15 protein-coding genes are annotated in these 16,450 nt (G+C 71.5%); 10 read left to right on the top strand and 5 right to left on the bottom strand.

The genetic code is table 11. From position 1 onward, the window contains the following. The first annotated feature begins 19 nt into the window (after positions 1–19). Entirely contained in the window at positions 20–1,537 is a 1,518-nt protein-coding gene (locus AB0959_RS37535) for a 3-hydroxyacyl-CoA dehydrogenase (RefSeq protein WP_366831245.1), read from the top strand. Further along, positions 1,534–2,121 (top strand): TetR/AcrR family transcriptional regulator, encoded by a 588-nt coding sequence (locus tag AB0959_RS37530; RefSeq protein WP_366831244.1) that lies wholly within the window; start codon positions 1,534–1,536, stop codon positions 2,119–2,121. The genes AB0959_RS37535 and AB0959_RS37530 overlap by 4 nt, the downstream gene beginning before the upstream one ends. A gap of 46 nt (positions 2,122–2,167) precedes the next feature. On the opposite strand, the gene AB0959_RS37525 is transcribed toward AB0959_RS37530, so the two are convergent. Continuing rightward, on the bottom strand, positions 2,168–2,653 hold the full coding sequence (locus AB0959_RS37525; protein ID WP_366831262.1) for an Lrp/AsnC family transcriptional regulator: 486 nt from the start codon (positions 2,651–2,653) through the stop codon (positions 2,168–2,170). A 188-nt stretch (positions 2,654–2,841) separates the two neighbouring features. Between AB0959_RS37525 and pdhA the strand changes: the two genes are divergently transcribed. The 6 genes from pdhA to AB0959_RS37495 all read left to right on the top strand — a co-directional run bounded on the left by pdhA (position 2,842) and on the right by AB0959_RS37495 (position 9,968). Then, positions 2,842–3,984 carry a pyruvate dehydrogenase (acetyl-transferring) E1 component subunit alpha gene (gene pdhA, locus AB0959_RS37520; protein ID WP_366831243.1) on the top strand — a complete coding sequence of 381 codons (1,143 nt, stop codon included), beginning with the start codon at positions 2,842–2,844 and terminating at the stop codon, positions 3,982–3,984. Continuing rightward, positions 3,981–4,985, top strand: coding sequence for an alpha-ketoacid dehydrogenase subunit beta (locus tag AB0959_RS37515; RefSeq protein ID WP_366831242.1), 1,005 nt, complete (start codon positions 3,981–3,983; stop codon positions 4,983–4,985). Before pdhA ends, AB0959_RS37515 begins: the two co-directional genes overlap by 4 nt. Then, entirely contained in the window at positions 4,985–6,403 is a 1,419-nt protein-coding gene (locus AB0959_RS37510; protein ID WP_366831241.1) for a dihydrolipoamide acetyltransferase family protein, read from the top strand. The genes AB0959_RS37515 and AB0959_RS37510 overlap by 1 nt, the downstream gene beginning before the upstream one ends. A 25-nt stretch (positions 6,404–6,428) precedes the next feature. Then, a complete protein-coding gene (locus AB0959_RS37505; protein ID WP_366831240.1) occupies positions 6,429–7,370 on the top strand; it encodes an NTP transferase domain-containing protein in 942 nt (313 codons plus the stop codon). Next, positions 7,367–8,773 (top strand): molybdopterin molybdotransferase MoeA, encoded by a 1,407-nt coding sequence (locus AB0959_RS37500; protein ID WP_366831239.1) that lies wholly within the window; start codon positions 7,367–7,369, stop codon positions 8,771–8,773. Before AB0959_RS37505 ends, AB0959_RS37500 begins: the two co-directional genes overlap by 4 nt. Positions 8,774–8,870: 97 nt before the next feature. Then, complete coding sequence (locus AB0959_RS37495; RefSeq protein WP_366831238.1) at positions 8,871–9,968, top strand: potassium channel family protein; 1,098 nt, start codon at positions 8,871–8,873, stop codon at positions 9,966–9,968. A gap of 58 nt (positions 9,969–10,026) precedes the next feature. On the opposite strand, the gene AB0959_RS37490 is transcribed toward AB0959_RS37495, so the two are convergent. Together AB0959_RS37490 and AB0959_RS37485 are read right to left on the bottom strand one after the other, a co-directional pair. Further along, positions 10,027–10,875, bottom strand: a complete 849-nt coding sequence (locus tag AB0959_RS37490; RefSeq protein WP_366831237.1) for an ABC transporter permease — start codon at positions 10,873–10,875, stop codon at positions 10,027–10,029. Next, the gene (locus tag AB0959_RS37485) at positions 10,872–11,894 is read right to left on the bottom strand and encodes an ATP-binding cassette domain-containing protein (RefSeq protein WP_366831236.1); all 1,023 of its coding nucleotides are present in this window, start codon (positions 11,892–11,894) and stop codon (positions 10,872–10,874) included. The genes AB0959_RS37490 and AB0959_RS37485 overlap by 4 nt, the downstream gene beginning before the upstream one ends. Before the next feature lie 173 nt (positions 11,895–12,067). Here AB0959_RS37485 and AB0959_RS37480 point away from each other — a divergent pair, with 173 nt between their 5' ends. Next, on the top strand, positions 12,068–13,048 hold the full coding sequence (locus AB0959_RS37480) for an NAD(P)H-quinone oxidoreductase (protein WP_366831235.1): 981 nt from the start codon (positions 12,068–12,070) through the stop codon (positions 13,046–13,048). 46 nt (positions 13,049–13,094) lie between these two features. Here AB0959_RS37480 and AB0959_RS37475 read toward each other — a convergent pair whose 3' ends face one another. Next, positions 13,095–13,610 carry a hypothetical protein gene (locus AB0959_RS37475; RefSeq protein WP_366831234.1) on the bottom strand — a complete coding sequence of 172 codons (516 nt, stop codon included), beginning with the start codon at positions 13,608–13,610 and terminating at the stop codon, positions 13,095–13,097. A gap of 170 nt (positions 13,611–13,780) precedes the next feature. On the opposite strand from AB0959_RS37475, the gene AB0959_RS37470 reads away from it, so the two are divergent. After that, positions 13,781–14,323, top strand: coding sequence for a bacterial proteasome activator family protein (locus AB0959_RS37470; protein WP_366831233.1), 543 nt, complete (start codon positions 13,781–13,783; stop codon positions 14,321–14,323). Between the two features lie 112 nt (positions 14,324–14,435). On the opposite strand, the gene AB0959_RS37465 is transcribed toward AB0959_RS37470, so the two are convergent. Next, entirely contained in the window at positions 14,436–16,160 is a 1,725-nt protein-coding gene (locus tag AB0959_RS37465) for a protein kinase (RefSeq protein ID WP_366831232.1), read from the bottom strand. Positions 16,161–16,450: the final 290 nt, after the last annotated feature.

The following is a 16,450-nucleotide window of genomic DNA, read 5'->3' as shown; positions in this document are numbered from 1 at the left end:
GTGCGGGAGGATCGCGCACATGACAGCACTCGACCTCAGCAGCCCCGTGGCCGTCGTCGGTACCGGCACCATGGGCCAGGGCATAGCCCAGGTCGCCTTGGTCGCGGGCCACTCCGTGCGGCTGTACGACGCCGTCCCCGGGCGGGCCCGGGACGCGGCGGCGGCGATCGGCGCCCGCCTCGACCGGCTCGTCGAGAAGGAGCGGCTCACCGCAGCCGACCGGGACGCCGCACGGGGCAGGCTGCTCCCGGCGGAGAGCCTCGCCGAACTCGCGGACTGCTCGCTCGTCGTCGAGGCGGTGCTCGAACGGCTCGACGTCAAGCAGGAGCTGTTCCGCGCGCTGGAGGACGTCGTCGACGAGGACTGCCTGCTCGCCACCAACACCTCGTCCCTGTCCGTCACGGCCATCGGCGGAGCCCTGCGCAACGCAGGCCGCTTCGTGGGCCTGCACTTCTTCAACCCGGCGCCCCTGCTGCCGCTGGTGGAGGTCGTCTCCGGGTTCGCCACCGACGTCACGTCGGCCACGCGCGCGTACGAGATGGCCCGCGCGTGGGGCAAGACGCCGGTGGCCTGCGCGGACACGCCCGGCTTCATCGTCAACCGCATCGCACGGCCCTTCTACGCCGAGGCCTTCGCGGTCTACGAGGCCCAGGCCGCCGACCCCGCCACCATCGACGCGGTCCTGCGCGAGTGCGGCGGCTTCAGGATGGGCGCCTTCGAACTGACCGACCTGATCGGGCAGGACGTCAACGAGTCCGTCACACACTCCGTGTGGCAGGCCTTCTTCCAGGACGTGCGCTTCGCCCCCTCGCTGGCCCAGCGGCGGCTCGTCGAGTCGGGCCGGCACGGCCGCAAGAGCGGACACGGCTGGTACGACTACGGGGACGACGCCGAGCGCCCCGAGCCGCACACCGCGGAGAAGGCCCAGGCGCCCGCGTACGTCGTCGCCGAGGGCGACCTGGGCCCCGCGTCCGAGCTGCTCGCGCTGGTCCGTGAGGCGGGCATCCCCGTCCGTGAGGACGAGGAGGACCACGGCACCCGGTTCATCCTGCCGAGCGGCGGCCAGCTGGTCCTCGCGGACGGCCAGACCTCCGTGGAGTTCCGGGACGTCGTGTACTTCGACCTGGCGCTCGACTATCGCAAGGCCACCCGCATCGCCCTGTCCGCCTCCCAGGACACCTCGCCGGGGACCCTCTCCGAGGCCATCGGGCTCTTCCAGGCGCTCGGCAAGGACGTCAGCGTCATCGGGGACGTGCCCGGCATGATCGTCGCCCGTACGGTGGCCCGCGTCGTCGACCTCGCGCACGACGCCGTCGCCAAGGGTGTGGCCACCGAGGAGGACATCGACACGGCGATGCGCCTCGGCGTCAACTACCCCCTGGGGCCCTTCGAATGGAGCCGCAGGCTCGGCCGCAACTGGGCGTACTCCGTCCTCGACGACCTGCACCTGCGCGACCCGTCGGGCCGCTACGCGCCGTCCCTCGCGCTCTACCGCCACGCGTACGCCTCCGACAAGCGGGAGGGCACCACCTCATGACCACGGCCAAGCGCGACACGTACACCCCGGACACGCTGCTCTCCGTCGCCGTCCGGGTCTTCAACGAACGCGGCTACGACGGCACCTCCATGGAGCACCTCTCCAAGGCGGCCGGTATCTCCAAGTCGTCGATATACCACCACGTCGCGGGCAAGGAGGAGCTGCTGCGGCGTGCCGTCAGCCGGGCGCTCGACGGCCTCTTCACGATCCTCGACGAGGAGCACGCGCGCGAGGGGCGTGCCGTGGAGCGCCTGGAGTACGTCGTACGGCGCATGGTCGAGGTGCTCACCGCCGAACTGCCGTACGTGACGCTGCTGCTGCGCGTGCGCGGCAACACGGACACGGAACGGTGGGCCCTGGAGCGGCGCCGCGACTTCGACCACCGGGTCGCCGAGCTGCTCAAGGCGGCGGCCGCCGACGGGGACGTGCGCGGCGACATAGAGGTCCGGCTGGCCACCCGGCTCGTCTTCGGGATGATCAACTCGGTGGTGGAGTGGTACCGCCCGGACGGGCGGGGCATGGGCGAGCGGGAAGTGGCCGACGCGGTGGTGCAGTTGGTGTTCGCAGGGCTGCGCAAGGACTAGAGGGCTGCTGTCGGCGGTACCAGAGGGCTGCCGACGGGCCTCTGGGTCAGCCCTGCGGTTCCAGGTCCTCCTCCTCGAACACCAGCAGCGTCCGCGAGCTGAGGACCTCCGGGATGGCCTGGAGGCGGGTGAGCACCAGCTCGCGCAGGGCGCGGTTGTCCGGGGTGTGCACCAGCAGCAGGACGTCGAAGTCTCCACCCACCAGGGCGATGTGGGAGGCACCGGGCAGCTCTCTGAGCTGTTCCCGGACCGTGCGCCAGGAGTTCTGCACGATCTTGAGGGTGATGTAGGCCGAGGTGCCCTGGCCGGCGCGCTCGTGGTTCACGCGCGCCCCGAAGCCGCGTATCACGCCGTCCTCGAGGAGTCGGTTGATACGGGCGTAGGCGTTGGCGCGGGAGACGTGGACCCGTTCGGCTACGGAACGTATCGAGGCGCGGCCGTCCGCCTGAAGCATCCGCAGGATGTCCTGATCAATGGCGTCCAGCGGGCGAGGGGGTGGCAACGAGGGGCCGTGCTCCTCCGGCTCGGCCATTTGTTCAGGTGCCACGTCTCCCCACCTCTCTACCATGGACGTACTGCGTACATCTCAGGCTGTGGAGAACCGTTTGTCCACAGCCTCACGGTGCCTGTAGCCAAAATGTGCCGTCGACCGAACAATCGGTAGGTGAGGCCCGTCACAGCCGTGGCGTGCCCGGAGCCACTCCCACGAGGAGGTGCCGTATGACGGTCATGGAGCAGCGGGGCGCGTACCGGCCGACACCACCGCCCGCCTGGCAGCCCCGCACGGACCCCGCGCCGCTGCTGCCCGACGCGCTGCCGTACCGCGTCCTGGGCACCGAGGCGGCCGCCAAGGCCGATCCCGCGCTGCTGCGACGGCTCTACGCGGAGCTGGTGCGCGGCCGCAGGTACAACGCGCAGGCCACGGCGCTCACCAAGCAGGGCCGGCTCGCCGTCTACCCCGCCAGCACCGGCCAGGAGGCCTGTGAGGTGGCCGCGGCCCTCGTGCTCGAGGAGCGCGACTGGCTGTTCCCCAGCTACCGGGACACCCTCGCCGCCGTGGCGCGCGGCCTCGACCCCGTCCAGGCGCTCACGCTGCTGCGCGGCGACTGGCACACCGGGTACGACCCCCACGAGCACCGCGTGGCCCCCCTGTGCACCCCTCTGGCGACCCAGCTCCCGCATGCCGTGGGCCTCGCACACGCCGCCCGCCTCAAGGGGGACGACGTGGTCGCGCTCGCCCTGGTCGGTGACGGCGGCACCAGCGAGGGCGACTTCCACGAGGCGCTGAACTTCGCCGCCGTGTGGCAGGCCCCGGTCGTCTTCCTCGTCCAGAACAACGGCTTCGCGATCTCCGTCCCGCTCGCCAAGCAGACCGCTGCCCCGTCGCTGGCCCACAAGGCCGTGGGCTACGGGATGCCGGGCCGCCTGGTCGACGGCAACGACGCGGCGGCCGTGCACGAGGTGCTCCGCGACGCCGTGGCCCACGCGCGCGCGGGCGGCGGTCCCACGCTGGTCGAGGCGGTGACGTACCGCATCGACGCCCACACGAACGCCGACGACGCCACCCGCTACCGCGCCGACACCGAGGTCGAGACCTGGCGCGCACACGACCCGATCGCGCTCCTGGAGCACGAGTTGACCGAGCGCGGTCTCATCGACGACGACGGCATCCGGGCCGCCCGCGACGCCGCCGAGGCCATGGCGGCCGACCTGCGCGAGCGCATGAACCAGGACCCGGTGCTCGACCCCATGGACCTGTTCGCCCATGTGTATGCCGAGCCCACACCGCAACTGCGCGAGCAGCAAGCCCAGTTGACGGCCGAGCTCGACGCCGCGGCGGACGCGGAAGGAACGGGCCGATGACCACCGTCGCCCTCAAACCCGCCACCATGGCGCAGGCCCTCACGCGCGCGATGAGGGACGCCATGGCAGCCGACCCCACGGTCCACGTCATGGGCGAGGACGTCGGCACGCTGGGTGGCGTCTTCCGGGTCACCGACGGCCTCGCCAAGGAGTTCGGCGAGGACCGCTGCACGGACACGCCGCTCGCCGAGGCGGGCATCCTCGGGACGGCCGTCGGCATGGCGATGTACGGCCTCAGGCCGGTCGTGGAGATGCAGTTCGACGCGTTCGCCTACCCGGCGTTCGAGCAGCTGATCAGCCACGTCGCGCGCATGCGCAACCGTACGCGGGGCGCGATGCCGCTGCCGATCACGATCCGTGTCCCCTACGGGGGAGGCATCGGCGGCGTCGAGCACCACAGCGACTCCTCCGAGGCGTACTACATGGCGACTCCGGGGCTCCATGTCGTCACGCCCGCGACGGTCGCCGACGCATACGGGCTGCTGCGCGCGTCCATCGCGTCCGACGACCCCGTCGTCTTCCTGGAGCCCAAGCGGCTGTACTGGTCGAAGGACTCCTGGAACCCGGAGGAACCACAGGCCGTCGAGCCCATCGGCCGCGCGGTGGTGCGGCGCCCGGGCGGCAGCGCCACGCTGATCACGTACGGCCCGTCCGTGCCCGTCTGTCTGGAGGCGGCCGAGGCGGCGACGGCCGAGGGCTGGGACCTCGAAGTCGTCGACCTGCGCTCCCTGGTGCCCTTCGACGACGACACGGTGGCCGCGTCGGTACGGCGCACCGGGCGCGCCGTGGTCGTCCACGAGGCCGGTGGCTACGGCGGCCCGGGCGGCGAGATCGCGGCCCGTGTCACGGAGCGCTGCTTCCACCACCTGGAGGCGCCGGTGCTGCGGGTCGCCGGGTTCGACATCCCGTATCCGCCGCCGATGCTGGAGCGGCACCACCTGCCCGGTGTCGACCGGGTCCTGGACGCCGTGGGGCGCCTGCAGTGGGAGGCGGAGAGCTGATGGCCCAGGTGCTGGAGTTCAGGCTGCCCGACCTCGGTGAGGGGCTGACCGAGGCGGAGATCGTCCGCTGGCTGGTGCGGGTCGGGGACGTCGTCGCCGTCGACCAGCCGGTCGTGGAGGTCGAGACGGCCAAGGCCATGGTCGAGGTGCCGTGCCCGTACGGGGGCGTGGTGACCGCCCGCTTCGGCGACGAGGGCACGGAACTGCCCGTGGGGGCACCACTGCTGACCGTGGCCGTGGGGGCGCCCGCCGGGGACGACCAGGGCTCCGGCAACGTGCTGGTGGGGTACGGCACGGGGGCGCCCCCGGCGCGGCGCAGGAGGGTGCGGCCCGCGAGCGGAGCCGTGCCGGGTGGGGCGGGGCGTGCTGCGTCCGCGCCTTCTTCCCTCTCGCCTTCTTCCCTCTCGCCTTCTTCCCTCTCGCCTTCTGCCGCCGAGGTCGTGTCGGCCGCACCGGCCGCACCGGCCGCACCGCCCGCGACGCCCTCGAAGCGCCCTGACGGCCCCGTCCCGGTCATCTCACCGCTCGTGCGCCGGCTCGCCCGGGACAACGGGCTGGACCTGCGGGAACTGGCCGGTTCCGGGCCCGAGAGACTGATCCTGCGGGCAGACGTGGAGTACGCACTGCGGGCGGCGGCCACCTCCGCTCCGCCGACGGAGACGCCGGCAATGCCGGCAGCGCCGGCCCGGAGCGCTCTCTCGGCGCCCCCGCGCGCGGAGAGTGCCGGCACCGGCACCCGTATCCCCCTGCGCGGCGTGCGCGGGGCCGTCGCCGACAAGCTCTCCCGCAGCCGCCGCGAGATCCCCGAGGCGACCTGCTGGGTGGACGCGGACGCGACGGAGCTGATGAAGGCGCGCGCCGCCATGAACTCCACGGACGGGCCCAGGATCTCGCTGCTCGCCCTGCTGGCGCGGATCTGCACCGCGGCCCTCGCCCGTTTCCCCGAGCTCAACTCCACCGTCGACATGGAGGCCCGGGAGATCGTCCGCCTCGACCGGGTGCACCTCGGCTTCGCCGCGCAGACCGAGAGGGGGCTCGTCGTCCCCGTCGTCCGGGACGCGCACGAGCGGGACGCGGAGTCGCTCACCGCCGAGTTCGCGCGGCTGACCGAGACGGCGCGCGCCGGGACCCTCACCCCCGCCGAACTCACCGGCGGGACCTTCACCCTGAACAACTACGGCGTGTTCGGCGTCGACGGCTCCACGCCGATCATCAACCACCCCGAGGCCGCCATGCTCGGCGTCGGCCGCATCGTCCCCAAGCCCTGGGTCCACCAGGACGAACTGGCGGTGCGGCAGGTCGTGCAGCTCTCGCTCACCTTCGATCACCGGGTGTGCGACGGCGGCACGGCGGGCGGTTTCCTGCGGTACGTGGCGGACTGCGTCGAACAGCCGGCGGTGCTCCTGCGTTCCCTGTGATCGCCGTGGCACGCATACTCGGGGGGTGACCGCCTACGACCCTCCTGGCCGGCCGCAGACCGGCGCCGCCGACCACGCGTACGGTGCCGCCGCCGACGCGTACGGCGCCACGCGGACCGCGTACGACGTCGTCGTACTCGCCGGGGGCGCCGCCCGGCGGCTCGGCGGCGCGGACAAGCCCGGGGTGAGCGTGGGCGGCCGGGCGCTGCTCGACCGGGTGCTGACCGCGTGCGCCGGTGGCGGTACCACGGTGGTCGTGGCTGATCCCCGTACGACCGCACGGCCCGTGACGTGGGCCCGCGAGGACCCGCCCGGCGGCGGCCCGCTCGCCGCGCTGGAGGCCGGCCTCCACCACACCACCGCGCCGTACGTCGTCGTGCTCTCCGCCGATCTGCCGTTCCTGGAGGAGACGACGGTACGGCGGCTGGTGGACGCCCTGGGCGCGCATGGTGGCGAGGGCGTGCTGGTCACCGATCCCGACGGCCGTGACCAGCCTCTCGTCGCCGCGTACCGGGCCGCCGCCCTGCGGCGCGAACTCACCGCGCTCACGGCCGAGTACGGCGGTCTCGCCGGGCTGCCCCTGCGGCGGCTCACCGGCGCGCTCGAACTCACCCGCATCGCCGACCCCGTCGCGTCGTTCGACTGCGACACCTGGGAGGACATCGCCGCCGCCCGGGAACGTATCAGGGAGCATGGGCACGTGTTGGATGAATGGATTTCCGCAGTCAAGGACGAACTGGGTATCGACCTCGATGTCGACACGGGCGCCCTGCTCGACCTCGCCCGCGACGCCGCGCACGGAGTAGCCAGGCCCGCCGCGCCGCTGACCACGTTCCTCGTCGGGTACGCCGCGGCCCGCGCCGAGGGAGGCCCTGAGGCGGTCGCCGAGGCCGCCCGCAAGGCCGCTGCCCTGGCCCTCCGCTGGGCGGACGAGAACACGCCCGACGCCGGGCCGGACGCCGGATGACCGACCAGGACGCCGAGGAACTCGACGTGGAGGAGACGCTGGCCATGGTCAACGACAGGGGCGGGCGTCCTTCCGGTACGCCCTCTACCCCGTCACCGGCCGACCCGCCATCCCCCTCCACACCCGCGGCCCAGGGACGGCACTCCGGTCAGGCATCGCATTCCGGCGGCCAGGCGTCGCACTCCGCCAAGGACAGCCGCCACAGCGGAACGCCCTGGCCGGAGGCACGGGCCCGCGCCGAGCGCGCCGCCCGCTCGGTCCGGCGCCGCACCCCGGTCTCCGTCACCCTCGACGACGCCCTCGGTCTGGTCCTCGCCGCCCCTCTCACGGCACTCACCGACCTTCCGTCCTTCGACACCTCCGCGATGGACGGCTGGGCGGTCGCGGGCCCCGGCCCCTGGAAGGTACGTGCGCACGGGGTGCTGGCCGGGCACGCGCGCCCCGAGCCCCTCACCGACGGCGAGGCCGTCCGTATCGCCACCGGCGCCCGGGTCCCGCCGGACACCACGGCCGTCCTGCGCAGCGAACACGGCCACACCGACGAGGGCGACCGGCTGCACCCGACCCGTGAGGTCGTCCCCGGGCAGGACATCCGGCCGCGCGGCCAGGAGTGCCGCAGCGGCGACCAGCTCCTGCCACTCGGCACGTTGATCACCCCGGCCGTGCTCGGGCTGGCAGCGGCCGCCGGGTACGACACGGTCTCCGTCATCCGTCGCCCTCAGGCCGAGGTCCTGGTCCTCGGTGACGAGTTGCTCACCGAAGGCCGCCCGCACGACGGGCTGATCCGGGACGCACTCGGCCCCATGCTGCCGCCCTGGCTGCGGGCGCTCGGCGCCGAGGTCCTGACCGTCCGCAGGATCCGGGACGACGCCGATGCCCTGTACGAAGCCTTGAAGAGCTCCCCCGCCGACCTGATCGTCACCACGGGCGGCACCGCCTCGGGCCCTGTAGACCACGTCCACCCCACGCTGCGCCGCCTGGGCGCCGAACTCCTCGTGGACGGCGTCCAGGTCCGTCCGGGTCACCCGATGCTGCTGGCCCGGACGCGGGACAACCAGCACCTCGTCGGGCTCCCCGGCAACCCCCTGGCGGCCGTCTCCGGGCTGCTCACCCTTGCCGAGCCCCTGCTGCGGACCCTCGCGGGACGTTCCGCCCCGGAGCCGTATGCGCTGCCCCTCCAGGACGCCGTGCACGGACATCCGCGCGACACCCGGCTCGTCCCGGTCGCCCTCCGCGCCGACCAGGCCCTGCCGCTGCACTACAACGGTCCGGCCATGCTGCGCGGTATCGCCGCCGCCGACGCCCTGGCCGTCGTACCGCCGGGTGGTGGCCGTCCCGGACAGGAGCTGGAGCTTCTCGATCTGCCGTGGGCGACCGCGGGGATCCAGGTGTGTTTCACGTGAAACAGAGCATGTGCAGGATCGTGGAGACCGGATCGGGAACCATGAAGCCCGTATCGGGGACTGTGGAGACCGGATCGGGGATCGGGGAGCGTTTCACGTGAAACTTCCGGGCCAGGACGTGATCGCTCGTCAGGCGGACGAGCGTCTCGTGACCCATCGAGTGAAGCTCCCGAAACGGGCCATAGAGCGCCCGATACGGCAGGTCGGCAAGCGGCTGGCGATGGCCCTGCTCGTACTGGTCGCGACCGCGTTCATCGTCTACGCCGACCACGACGGCTACAAGGACAACTCCGACGGCGGTGTCGACCTCCTCGACTCCTTCTACTACGCGACGGTCACGCTCTCCACGACCGGTTACGGCGACATCACCCCGGTCAGTGACGCCGCCCGGCTCACCAACATCTTCGTGATCACACCTCTGCGCGTGCTGTTCCTGATCATCCTGGTCGGTACCACGCTCGAGGTCCTCACGGAGCGCACACGTGAGGAATGGCGACAGAACCGCTGGAGGGCGGCCTTGAGGGATCACACCGTTGTTGTCGGCTTCGGGACGAAGGGACGGTCGGCCATCCAGACCGTCTGCGCACAGGGGCTGAAGAAGGAGCAGGTCGTCGTCGTCGACCCCAGCTCCAAGGTGATCGACGCGGCGGCGGCCGACGGGTACGCGGGGGTCGTGGGGGATGCCACCCGCAGTGATGTGCTGCTGCGGGCCGAGGTGCAAAGGGCGCGGCAGATCATCGTCGCCACCCAACGGGACGACACCGCGGTCCTCGTCGTGCTCACGGCCCGGCAGCTCAACCGCCCGGCGAAGATCGTGGTCGCCGTACGGGAAGAGGAGAACGCTCCGCTGCTGAAGCAGTCCGGTGCCGACGTCGTCATCACCAGCGCCAGCGCGGCCGGACGACTGCTCGGGCTCTCCGTGCTCAGCCCGGCCGCGGGCATGGTGATGGAGGACCTCATCCATCAGGGCAGCGGGCTGGACATCGTCGAAAGGCCGGTCATAAAGGCCGAGGTGGGACGCCGTGTGCGGGAGACCGACGACCTCGTGGTCAGTGTCCTGCGCGGGCACCGGGTGCTCGGCTACGACGACCCTTCCGTCGGTGAACTCCAGCTGACGGACCGTCTCATCACCATCGTCCGGGCCACTCCGAGCACCAAGGTCGCGCCCGACACACGGCCACTGCCCAAGGACTGACCGACCACGACGCGCGGCGCGGGGGCACCCAGCGGTGGGAGCCCCCGACGCCGTACGGCTACTTGCGGTTGTAGAGCCGCATCGTGATCGGGCCGAAGACCAGCACGAACAGTGCCGACCAGCCCAGCGACCACGCGATTTCCGCGGTCGGCCAGTCGCCCGCCATCAACTCCCGCACCGCCGATGCCAGATGGGTGATCGGGCTGTTGTTGACGAACGCCTGGAGCCAGCCCGGCATGGTCGTCGGGTCGACGAAGACGTTGGACAGGAAGGTCAGCGGGAAGATCACCATCATGCTGACGCCCATCACGGACTTCTCGGTGCGCAGCATCAGGCCGAACATCGTCCAGATCCATGAGAAAGCGAACGAGAAGACGACTAGCAGGGCGATCCCGGTGAGCACGCCCACGATCCCGCCGTCGGGGCGGTAGCCCAGGATCAGGCCGACGGCGAGCATCACCACGGACGCGATCGTGTAGCGCAGGGCGTCGCCCAGCAGATAGCCGACCATCGTCGACGGCCGCCAGATCGGCAGCGAGCGGAACCGGTCGAAGACACCCTTCTCGATGTCCGTGTTGACCGAGACACCCGTGTACATCGTGATCATCACGACCGACATCACCAGGATGCCGGGCAGCAGGAACTGGATGTACTCGCCCGGCGAACCGGCCAGGGCGCCACCGAAGAGGTACGTGTACATCAGCACCATCATGATCGGGAAGGCGGTGACGTCGAAGAGCTGCTCCGGCACGTGCTTGATCTTGAGGATCGCCCGCCAGCCGAACGTCAGCGAGGCCGACAGGGCGCTGGGGCGCGGCGGCCGCTCCCCGGAAACGAGCAGCGCGGCGAGCGACTCCGCGCTGACGGGGGCGAGGTCCTTGGTCTCGGTCGTCGCCGCGGTGCTCATGCCGCCACCTCTTCGTCCTTGTGGGTCTCGTGCTTGTGGGTGTCGTGCTTGTGGGTGTCGTGTCCGGTGAGGGCGAGGAACACCTCGTCCAGGCTGGGCTGGCCCAGCGAGAAGTTGTCCACGGTGATGCCGGTGCGGGCCAGTTCGGCGAGCGCGCGCGAGGCCTGCTCGGCCGCCGAGTCGCTGTTCGTGCCGCTGAGGCGGGCCGTCAGCGCCACCGGATCGGGCTCCAGCTGTACGTCCGTGTCGAGCGCGAGCCGCAGCACGCTCTCCGCCTGCGGCCGCTGTGCGGCGTCACGCAGCCGCAGATGCACGGAACCGGCCCCGACGGACGCCTTCAGCTCGCCCTTCGTGCCCTCCGCGATCACCTTGCCGCGGTCGATGACGGCGATCCGGGACGCCAGCTGGTCGGCCTCGTCCAGGTACTGCGTGGTCAGCAGCACGGTCGTGCCCTGGGCGACCACCGCGCGCACGATGTCCCACACCTGGTTCCGGCTGCGGGGGTCGAGCCCGGTCGTCGGCTCGTCGAGGAAGAGCAGGTCGGGTGTGTTGAGGATGGACGCGGCGATGTCGATACGGCGCCGCATGCCGCCCGAGTAGTTCTTGACCTGCTTGCCCGCCGCGTCGGTCAGCCCGAAGGCCTCCAGGAGCTGCTCTCCGCGCCGGCGGGCGGCCTTCTTGTCGTGGCCGAGGAGACGGCCGAGCAGCACCAGGTTCTCGGTGCCGGTCAGGTCCTCGTCCACGGACGCGTACTGGCCGGTGAGGCTGACCCTGCTCCGTACCTCGTCGGCCTCCCGTACGACGTCGTGGCCGAAGACGTGGGCCTCGCCGTCGTCAGGGCGCAGAAGGGTGGCGAGCATCTTCACGGTGGTCGTCTTGCCGGCGCCGTTCGGCCCGAGGACGCCGTACACCGTGCCGGTGGGCACGGAGAGGTCGACGCCGTCGACGGCACGGGTCTCGCCGAACGTCTTCACCAGACCAGCGGTCTCGATCGCGAGGCTGGACGTCTGTGCGCTCATGTCGGGGTCCTTCCGCGTACGGGGCCCGGTTCACCGGGCTCTGCAAAGGGAGACCGTCCGGATCCGCGGAACTCATCGGCCGCCGCGAGAAAAGGGGCCGGGGCACGGGGAACCCGGCATGCACACGGGCCCGGACCTGGGACGCGGGCGGTCGGCGGAGTAGCGTCCCCCTCATGTATGCGATCACGATTCCCGAACCCGGTGGACCCGAGGCCCTGGTGTGGGACGAGGTCCCGGACCCGGAGCCCGGCGAGGGCGAAGTGCTCGTCGAGGTCACGGCGAGCGCGGTGAACCGCGCCGACCTGCTCCAGCGGCAGGGCTTCTACGACCCGCCTCCCGGCGCCTCCCCCTACCCCGGCCTGGAGTGCTCCGGGCGGATCGCCGCGCTGGGCCCCGGCGTCTCGGGGTGGGCGGTCGGCGACGAGGTGTGCGCGCTGCTCTCGGGCGGCGGATACGCGGAGAAGGTCGTCGTCCCCGCCGGTCAGGTGCTTCCCGTGCCGGACGGCCTCGATGTCCGCCAGGCGGCCGCGCTGCCCGAGGCGACCTGCACCGTCTGGTCGAACGTCTTCATGATCGCCCACCTCCGACCCGGGGAGACCCTCCTCGTGCACGGTGGCTCCAGCGGTATCGGCACGATGGCGATCCAGCTCGCGAAGGCGGTCGGCGCGAAGGTGGCCGTCACGGCGGGCAGCAAGGAGAAGCTGGACCACTGCGCCGAGCTGGGCGCGGACATCCTGATCAACTACCGCGAGCAGGACTTCGTCGAGGAGATCAAGCGCGCGACGGACGGCGCGGGCGCGGACGTCATCCTCGACATCATGGGCGCCAAGTACCTGGAACGGAACGTGAAGGCCCTCGCCGTCAACGGCCGCCTCGCGATCATCGGTATGCAGGGCGGCGTCAAGAGCGAACTGAACATCGGTGTGCTCCTCAGCAAGCGCGCCGCGATCAGCGCGACCACGCTGCGCGCCCGCCCGCTCGGCGAGAAGGCGGCCATCGTCGCGGCCGTGCGCGAGCACGTGTGGCCGCTCGTCGCCGCCGGTCACGTGCGTCCGGTCGTCGACCGCGAGGTGCCGATGAGCGACGCGCCGACGGCCCACCAGGTTCTGGAGGACAGCGGGCACATCGGGAAGGTGCTGCTGGTCACGCCGTAGGACTGGACGGCTCGGGGCAGCCCGAAGGGCCAGGACAGCCAGGGCCTCACGGCCGTCGTACGCGCAGGCCGACGAAGGCCAGTGCCAGGCCGAGGCCGATGAGGATCAGGCCGCCGCCGAGCGGAAGGACGCGCAGCCCGGGGCCCTCGGCGGTGCCGGGCTGGGCGACACCGGGCTGCGGGCTGTCGGGGGCGCCCGAATCCCGCGGGGCGTCGGGGTCGGCGTCTGCGTCGGGGTCGCCGGTGGGCGGACGAGCGGGCTCCGGCCGCGTCCGGCCGGTGTCCGTGTCCGCTCCGGGGTCCGTGGCCGTCGGGTCCGTCGGATCGTCCGCCCCCACCTCGCCGGGCTCGGCGTCCACACCGATCCGCCCGGGCCGGTCCCGCCCCTCGCCCGCGCGGCTCCCGGCGCGCGACGATTCCGGGCGTGGGGTGGGGGAGGCGGCGTACGCGTGAGGGGCGACGCCCACCTCAGGCACCAGTGCCGTCACGACCGAGACCGCCGGAACCGCCGGGACCAGAAGCGTCAGGGCCGTCAGCGACCGAACCGTGAGGAACGGAGCCACGTCGATGCCCCCTTCCCGTTGCGAAGGGCGAAGGGCGAAGGGCCGTGACACCAGCGTCACACGCCGCGATCGTCCAGGCATCCCGGGAACGGCGCGCCACGTAAATGGTGGATCACCCTTTACCGGGGGCACCACGGTGATGAGGTGTAGGCGTGCGAGAGAATGGCGGCATGGAGATGCCGAGGAACGACAGGTCGTCCGAGAATCCACAGATCCTGGTCGTAGGCCAGGACGGCATGGCACTCGGCGGCGGCGGTGGAGACGAGGACTCCCGCGAGGTTCCCGTGACGGAGATGGTGGAGCAGCCCGCGAAGGTCATGCGCATCGGCAGCATGATCAAGCAGCTGTTGGAGGAGGTGCGGGCGGCACCTCTCGACGAGGCGAGCAGGGCCCGGCTCAAGGAGATCCACGCCAGTTCGGTGAAGGAGCTGGAGGACGGCCTGGCTCCGGAGCTCGTCGAGGAGCTGGAGCGGCTCTCCCTGCCCTTCCTGGACGAGGCGATCCCCAGCGACTCGGAGTTGCGGATCGCGCAGGCACAGCTGGTCGGCTGGCTGGAGGGCCTGTTCCACGGCATCCAGACGACGCTGTTCGCCCAGCAGATGGCCGCGCGGGCCCAGCTGGAGCAGATGCGCCGCGCCCTCCCGCCGGGCGTCGGCGGCGAGGGTCTGGAGGATCCGCGCACGGGCGGCCGCACGGGCGGACCGTACCTCTAGTACTCAGTACTCATGGCACTCATGTAGCTCTCATGGCGCTCATAGCGCTCATGGGAAGGGGGCCCGGTGGTCACACCGGGCCCCCTTCCCATGACCTGGGCACGGGCGAGGATCAGGAGGCCGGATCGCCCGTCGAGACCTTGAGGACGATCGTCGGCATGTCATTGGGGTCGACGTTGTCGTCGGTCGTGGGGTACTGCTCCATGACCGTGTCCTCGCCGTACGTGTTCTCGTCGATGTCCTTGGTCTCGTAGCGCCAGCCCGCCGCCTGGAGGCACTTCTTCACCGAGTCGATGTTCTTGAACTCGAAGCTCGGGAGCTTGATCTTGTCCGGCTCCGTGTACGACTTCAACGGCTCCGTGCACTTGGTCGTCTCGATGGTCTTCGAGGTGTCCGGCCCCTTGTGCCCGGAGGCCTCCGTGACCTGGGCCGGAGGGGAGGTACCGGCGCTCGTACCGCTGCTCGTGTCAGCGCTGCTCCCGCCGCCCTTGTCGTCGCTACCGTTGTTCAGCAGCAGGGCCCCGAGCAGACCGGTGATCGCCACGAGCCCGACGATGACCGCGACGGCGATGAGACCCGTGTTGCTCTTGCCGCCGCCGGAGGACCCCACGGCGGTCGTCGGCTGCTGCGGAGAGATGGTGTAGGGAGGCGGCGTAGCCGGCCCTGCCTGCGGCGAGTAGGCGGCGTTCTGCGGCGCCACCTGGTAGCCGCTCTGCTGCGGGTAGCCGTACGCCGGGGAGGGCGGCTGGGGAGTCGGGGCGGGCCGGGGAGTCGGGGCGGGCGTCGGCGGGCCGTACGGGCCGGAGGACTGGTACGGCGTCTGCACGCTGCCCTGCGGCGCCGGGGCGGACTGGTTGACCGGCGGGAACACCGCGGAACCCACACCCGCGCCACTCGACGTGTGGGCGCCCGGGACGATGCTCGGCGGCGGCGCGGCCGTGAGCGAGGCGGCCACCCGCAGACACTCGTCACGCATGGCGTCGGCGCTCGGGAAACGCTCGTTCGGGTTCTTCCTCAGCGAGCGGGCGATCAGCGCGTCCACCGCCGGAGGAAGGGAACGGTTGATCGAGGAGGCGGCGACCGGCTCCTCCTGGACGTGGGCGTACGCGATCGCCAGCGGCGAGTCCGCCTCGAACGGCAGCCGCCCGGTGGTCAGCTGGAACAGCATGATGCCGACCGAGTAGAGGTCGCTGCGGGCGTCCACGGCCCGGCCCAGTGCCTGCTCCGGCGAGAGGTACTGAGGTGTGCCGACGACCATGCCGGTCTGGGTCATGGACGTGACCCCGGACTGCATGGCGCGGGCGATGCCGAAGTCCATCACCTTGACCACGCCGCGCTTGGTCACCATCACGTTGCCCGGCTTGATGTCGCGGTGGACCAGGCCCATCTCGTGGCTGATCTCCAGCGCGGCCAGCACGTCCGCGGTGATCTTCAGCGCCTTGTCGGCGGGCATCGCGCCGTACTGCCGGACGTCCGCGTCGAGCACCGAACCGAGCGGCTTGCCCTCGACGTACTCCATGACGATGTACGGCGTCGGCGCGCCGCTCGCGGAGCCGCCGTCGAAGAGGGCGTCCTCGCCGGTGTCGAAGACGGAGACGATGTTCGTGTGCGTGAGTTTCGCCACGGCCTGGGCCTCGCGGCGGAACCGCTCACGGAAGGCCTGCTCGCGGCCGAGCTCGGTGTGAAGGGTCTTGATCGCCACCTGACGGTCGAGCACCGAGTCGTATGCGAGGTGCACCGAGGCCATGCCGCCCTGACCGAGCAGGTCGCGAAGCTCATAGCGGCCGCCGGCGAGCGAACGCCCCGCATACCGGCCCTGTGCGCCGTCGTGGCTCATGTTTGTGCGTCCCCCATCGGCGCGGGCGAAGTTGCCGGCGTGGCTCCCGCGTTCGGCGATGCTCGTGCTGCTCCGAGTGATTCGCGGCCAAGTCTGCCCCAGGGCAGTGACACGTCAAGCGCGGTGCCCGATCCGTGACCGTACGCGAAAGAAGCGTCGCGGAAGCGTTACCGGGGTCGTACGAGCGGTACACAGAATTTGCACGACGGGCGGCGTGGAAGGTTTCATGGCCGTTCCATCCTGAATCCTTCCCGCATCCAAGTCGGACCGGTGCCTTGCGCAGAGGCTGT

Origin of the sequence: Streptomyces sp. NPDC046862 (assembly GCF_040704615.1) — a bacterium.
In the GTDB taxonomy this organism is placed as follows: domain Bacteria; phylum Actinomycetota; class Actinomycetes; order Streptomycetales; family Streptomycetaceae; genus Streptomyces.
The sequence above is the reverse complement of the archived record's forward strand: the minus strand, read 5'-3'. Positions and strand labels throughout refer to the sequence as shown.

Excerpts from the sequence above, each read along its gene's own strand:
- AB0959_RS37535 (WP_366831245.1), top strand. The coding sequence starts at position 20 with ATGACAGCACTCGACCTCAGCAGCCCCGTGGCCGTCGTCGGTACCGGC.
- AB0959_RS37530 (WP_366831244.1), top strand. The coding sequence starts at position 1,534 with ATGACCACGGCCAAGCGCGACACGTACACCCCGGACACGCTGCTCTCC.
- AB0959_RS37525 (WP_366831262.1), bottom strand. The coding sequence starts at position 2,653 with ATGGCCGAGCCGGAGGAGCACGGCCCCTCGTTGCCACCCCCTCGCCCG.
- pdhA (WP_366831243.1), top strand. The coding sequence starts at position 2,842 with ATGACGGTCATGGAGCAGCGGGGCGCGTACCGGCCGACACCACCGCCC.
- AB0959_RS37515 (WP_366831242.1), top strand. The coding sequence starts at position 3,981 with ATGACCACCGTCGCCCTCAAACCCGCCACCATGGCGCAGGCCCTCACG.
- AB0959_RS37510 (WP_366831241.1), top strand. The coding sequence starts at position 4,985 with ATGGCCCAGGTGCTGGAGTTCAGGCTGCCCGACCTCGGTGAGGGGCTG.
- AB0959_RS37500 (WP_366831239.1), top strand. The coding sequence starts at position 7,367 with ATGACCGACCAGGACGCCGAGGAACTCGACGTGGAGGAGACGCTGGCC.
- AB0959_RS37490 (WP_366831237.1), bottom strand. The coding sequence starts at position 10,875 with ATGAGCACCGCGGCGACGACCGAGACCAAGGACCTCGCCCCCGTCAGC.
- AB0959_RS37485 (WP_366831236.1), bottom strand. The coding sequence starts at position 11,894 with ATGAGCGCACAGACGTCCAGCCTCGCGATCGAGACCGCTGGTCTGGTG.
- AB0959_RS37480 (WP_366831235.1), top strand. The coding sequence starts at position 12,068 with ATGTATGCGATCACGATTCCCGAACCCGGTGGACCCGAGGCCCTGGTG.
- AB0959_RS37470 (WP_366831233.1), top strand. The coding sequence starts at position 13,781 with ATGGAGATGCCGAGGAACGACAGGTCGTCCGAGAATCCACAGATCCTG.
- AB0959_RS37465 (WP_366831232.1), bottom strand. The coding sequence starts at position 16,160 with ATGAGCCACGACGGCGCACAGGGCCGGTATGCGGGGCGTTCGCTCGCC.